The 3961-nt window shown below is 63.0% G+C and carries 6 protein-coding genes; all 6 read right to left on the minus strand.

Annotation, left to right across the window (positions count from 1 at the left end):
• A partial coding sequence (locus AC1DY5_RS45620; protein ID WP_478120994.1) for a response regulator transcription factor occupies positions 1 to 252 on the minus strand: 252 nt, incomplete at its 3' end.
• A gap of 135 nt (positions 253 to 387) precedes the next feature.
• Positions 388 to 600 (minus strand): hypothetical protein, encoded by a 213-nt coding sequence (locus AC1DY5_RS45625; RefSeq protein WP_478120995.1) that lies wholly within the window; start codon positions 598 to 600, stop codon positions 388 to 390.
• A gap of 233 nt (positions 601 to 833) precedes the next feature.
• Complete coding sequence (locus AC1DY5_RS45630) at positions 834 to 1697, minus strand: DUF4158 domain-containing protein (protein WP_478120999.1); 864 nt, start codon at positions 1695 to 1697, stop codon at positions 834 to 836.
• Between the two features lie 272 nt (positions 1698 to 1969).
• Complete coding sequence (locus AC1DY5_RS45635) at positions 1970 to 2482, minus strand: hypothetical protein (protein WP_478120996.1); 513 nt, start codon at positions 2480 to 2482, stop codon at positions 1970 to 1972.
• Positions 2479 to 2817 carry a Bug family tripartite tricarboxylate transporter substrate binding protein gene (locus AC1DY5_RS45640; protein WP_478120997.1) on the minus strand — a complete coding sequence of 113 codons (339 nt, stop codon included), beginning with the start codon at positions 2815 to 2817 and terminating at the stop codon, positions 2479 to 2481. Before AC1DY5_RS45640 ends, AC1DY5_RS45635 begins: the two co-directional genes overlap by 4 nt.
• Before the next feature lie 56 nt (positions 2818 to 2873).
• Positions 2874 to 3863, minus strand: coding sequence for a Bug family tripartite tricarboxylate transporter substrate binding protein (locus AC1DY5_RS45645; RefSeq protein ID WP_478120998.1), 990 nt, complete (start codon positions 3861 to 3863; stop codon positions 2874 to 2876).
• Positions 3864 to 3961 lie beyond the last annotated feature (98 nt).

Below are 3961 nucleotides of genomic sequence, written 5' to 3' on the forward strand. Positions count from 1 at the left end.
GGGCGAACTCAAAGAGACCCTGATCGTTGTTACTGCCGCGAAATGCTCAGCCAAGAATGCGACTGCCTCAACGAGCACACAGCTATGCCGCATCGGGATGGCCGAGGGGTCCGGAGGGTTCGAGGCGATGAACGCCACCGCGCCGGCCACGTCCTCCGCATAACCGACGACCACGACTCCCAGTGCAGCCTCCAGCAACGCGCCGAAGCTCTTCTGTATTGCCCCGGAGTCGTCCACCAGCAGCACTTTCATGTCTGCACCTCGCGCCTCGTCCTTGATGGTCTGCAGGCCATGTTGCCCGGCCTGGCAACGCGAGGGATGCGATTTCTCAATGAATCCGCAGAAGATTTCGGGTTCTGGGACCTCCTGTGGCCGTCTACCCCCAGCTTAGGAAAAGATCTTGAAGGTCTGGTTGTGCCAAGCCGTCGAACGGCGGGTTGTGGCCGACTGCGGCCCGTCATGCGCGCTGCGATGGCCTTGTTTGCGTCGATAGCACGCGAGCGCGGCGATTTTGACGGCGCCGAGACTGACGAGCGGCTGATCGCCATTAATGCCCGCGATAACCTCGCGCACCCAGCGCCCAGCGTCACTGGGCATCATGCCCTCTGAATTGGGGGAGCGCGATGGTTGAGTGGGCTGAGAATTTTGCCGCTGAGATGTTACGTCTTACGCAAGRGCGGGCGGTGTACGCAGACATGCTGGATTGGGCCTTCGAGCTCTGGCCTGCCGGGAAGCATTGCGACCCWGCGGCGGTCGCAATGGTTGAGTTCCGAAACGCGGCTCAGGATGACTAGGGCGAGGCAGCTCGGATTRTTCGGCKGAACCCTGCWATTTCAAGCATGCKCCACGTGACCTGCAATGCTTACTCGTGCCTGCACGTCCCGCAGGAAGCAGGCGATCTCGAGGTCCTGCCGGTTGCGTTCGATGCGAAGGGTCATCGACGGGCGGCGCAGTTGGACATGGGCGGCATAGGCCTGCTGCTTCGCGAGAGCGATGGCGTCGAGCGCCCACTGGTGAACTTCGAGCTCCTTCAAGCTGCGGATCTTGGCCAGGGTCTCCGCCAGGGTGCTGGGCGCGTGCCGCCCAGGAGGGGTCTTGATCCACTCCAGGTTTGTCATTGCCTCGCCGTCGCGGGCCGTGTAAGCCCATTCGCGGCACCGCCGAATGCCGGCCGTCCCGATGGCTGCGTGGGTCGCCATCATCATCTTTGATTCGGCGACGGCAAAGGCCTCGCGAGACCAGTCTGAGAGCCGCCGATATCCGGGAATCAGGATTCGTTGTTCGTACAGCCATGAGCGGGCTATCGCGATGAGTTCGTCCATGTGCGCGACCTGGTCGGACGCGACGGCGAGGACCTCACTCAGTTTGGCGGTGTTCGCATCATCGAGGTCTTGCAGCCCCAGATGGTCCTTGGCCAAAAGCTGGTGCTCGTAGAGGGTAGGGAGGCGATGATAGAGAGACCGGAGGCTTGCGATGGTCAGGATGGCCGCGCCCAGGGCGTCGCTGACGGTACGCAGTAGGTTCTTCGGAACGGCTGACACCCGGTCCAGCGGGCGGCCGGTGGCGCGCAAGTGCAGGAGCAAGATCGCCGCTGCCACGCGCCGGTYGGCGCGAAACCGTTCGCTCAGCGCCGAGACATCCGACTTGGTGAGCGCGAAGTACTGCTGCACGTCGAACTCGGACAGCCTGGCAGGCAGGCTGTCGGCTCCGACTTAGCGCTGGGCGAAGGTCATGGCGCGGTCCAAGCCTTTCCGAGAGGAGCGCCAATTTACGCCAACTACCGGCGCTGGAGCTGGACGAGTCGCCTATCAGCTCACGTGCGCCGGGCGCATGCGTATCAATCTGCACGGAAAAGCCGATTACCCCAGTATGAAGGGCAGTCGAAAAACAGCTCGATTTGCCAGCGGTCCTTGCAGATCGCCGCGATCGTGCTGGCCCCCAGGCGAGGCGGTCGGCTGCAATGAAGGGTTCACACGCTCACCGCCTTGCGTACTATCGATTTCACTTGGGCTTTCGCTTTGACCATCCACTCCCTGCCATCCGCGCCGGTGCCATCGCTCGCAGACCAGGCCCGCCAAAGGTTCGGGGCGGCGCCCTCGGCTTTTTTGCATGCTCTTCTGCCACATATCTCATGGATGCGCCGACTCCGTTCCGATAGGCGACACGCAGATGTCCGAGACTCACGCTCATGTGTAGCAGCGATGTCACCACTCACAACTCCGGTCGCGAGTTCGCCGAATCCTTGGACAATGAGGCAGGATCGAACGATGCTGAAACCCTCACCGCCTTTGAGCGCAGAATCAGAGTCGAAGAATCGGTGATACGACGACGCTTCAGAACATGCCGCGATTGCCTTCATCTTCGGATTGGCCGCACTGATATTGGTCTTACAGTAATTGTGCGTGCCGACGCCGAGCGAGGGGCGCGTCACCAGGACGCTGTAGGTCCACTGCGTCTGGGCAATCGGGACCAGGTCGTTCAAGGTGTCGTAGGGCATCTTGGCTGAAGTGCCGGCAGCAGCGTATGCGGCATGAACATCACGCCCAACGCGTGGCCATCGGCGGCTTTGGCCACCTGATCCATTCCAATGAGTCCGGTCGCACCGGATCGGTTCTCGACCACGAAGGGTTGACCGAACTTCTTCGCAAGGCGATCCGCGAGATGGCGCGCCATCGGATCCCAGGGGCTGCCGGCCGCCGATGGCACGATCAGGCGAACCGGCCTGGAAGGCCTGGCCGATGCCTGGGCGAAGGGGTTGATCGAGGCGCCGCCGAGCAGGAGGCCACTGCCCCATCGCAGCAAATCGCGCCGGCGCAATGCGCAATTCGTGGGGGCGAGGATGGGGCTGTGGATCCGTTGCATATGCGCCCCGGTCAATCGAGCTTCACACCGGCAGCTTGAATCACCTTGCCCCACATGGCGCGGTCCGTGTTGATGAACGCCGTGAACTCGGCCGGCGTGTTGCAACGAAGCTCCCCACCGTAGTCGCGCCACTTCTTGGCCAGATCGGGCGACTGGCAGACTTTGCGCATGGCCGCGCTGAGCTTTTCCAGGATGGCCGGTGGCGTACCCGCCGGCGCGAGCACGCCCTGCCACGCGATGGGCGTGTAGTCGGGCAGGCCTTGTTCGGCGAAGGTCGGCACGTTCGGGAAGCTGGGATGGCGCTTCTTGCCCGTGATCGCCAGCAGCTTGAGCTTGCCAGCCTGGACGTTGGTGGCGGCGGTCGGCAGGCCGTCGAACATCAGCTGGATCTGGCCGGCCAGCAGGTCTGCATAGGGGCTGTTGCTGTTGTACGGGATCAGACTGGCCTTCACGCCCGCGGCGCTGTTGAACCAGGTGGCTGACAGGTGCGAGTAGCTCCCGACGCCCTGCGTGGCGACCGACGCGAGGTCAGGCTTGGCCTTGAGCTGGGCGATGAGCTCGCGGGCGTCCTTGGCCTGCACGCCAGGGTTGGCGATCAGCCCGGTGTTGAGCACGCCCAGCAGGCTGATCGGGGCGAAATCGCGTTCTGCGTTGAACGGCAGCTTGCTGTACAGGTGCGGCACCACCGACAGCGAGCTGGTGGTGCCGATGTACAGGGAGTACCCGTCCGCGGGCGCCCTGGCCGCCACCTCGGTGCCAATGATGTTGGAGGCGCCCGGCCGGTTCTCGACGAAGAACGACTGCCCGAGGATGTTGGTGAGCTCGGCCGCGAGTTCCCGGGCGTTGGCGTCTGGGCCGCTGCCGGCGGGGAAGGGGGCAATGATGCGCACCGGCTTCGTGGGGTAGTCGGCTTGCGCGGCTGCTCCAGTGGCGGTGAGGGCGAGACCTGCGGCGAGCGCCAAGACCGTCGAATAGGCAGCGAGCCTCTCTAGGAACGTCATGAAATGTCTCCATTTGCGAATCCGTGCCGATTGCACGAGCTCGAATCATACAAAAACATAGCGTATTGTCAAAATACGATAATTAATCTATTATTTAG

It is taken from the genome of Variovorax sp. P4_D9 (assembly GCF_056401695.1).

Excerpts from the sequence above, each read along its gene's own strand:
- AC1DY5_RS45645 (WP_478120998.1), bottom strand. The coding sequence starts at position 3,863 with ATGACGTTCCTAGAGAGGCTCGCTGCCTATTCGACGGTCTTGGCGCTC.
- AC1DY5_RS45625 (WP_478120995.1), bottom strand. The coding sequence starts at position 600 with ATGATGCCCAGTGACGCTGGGCGCTGGGTGCGCGAGGTTATCGCGGGC.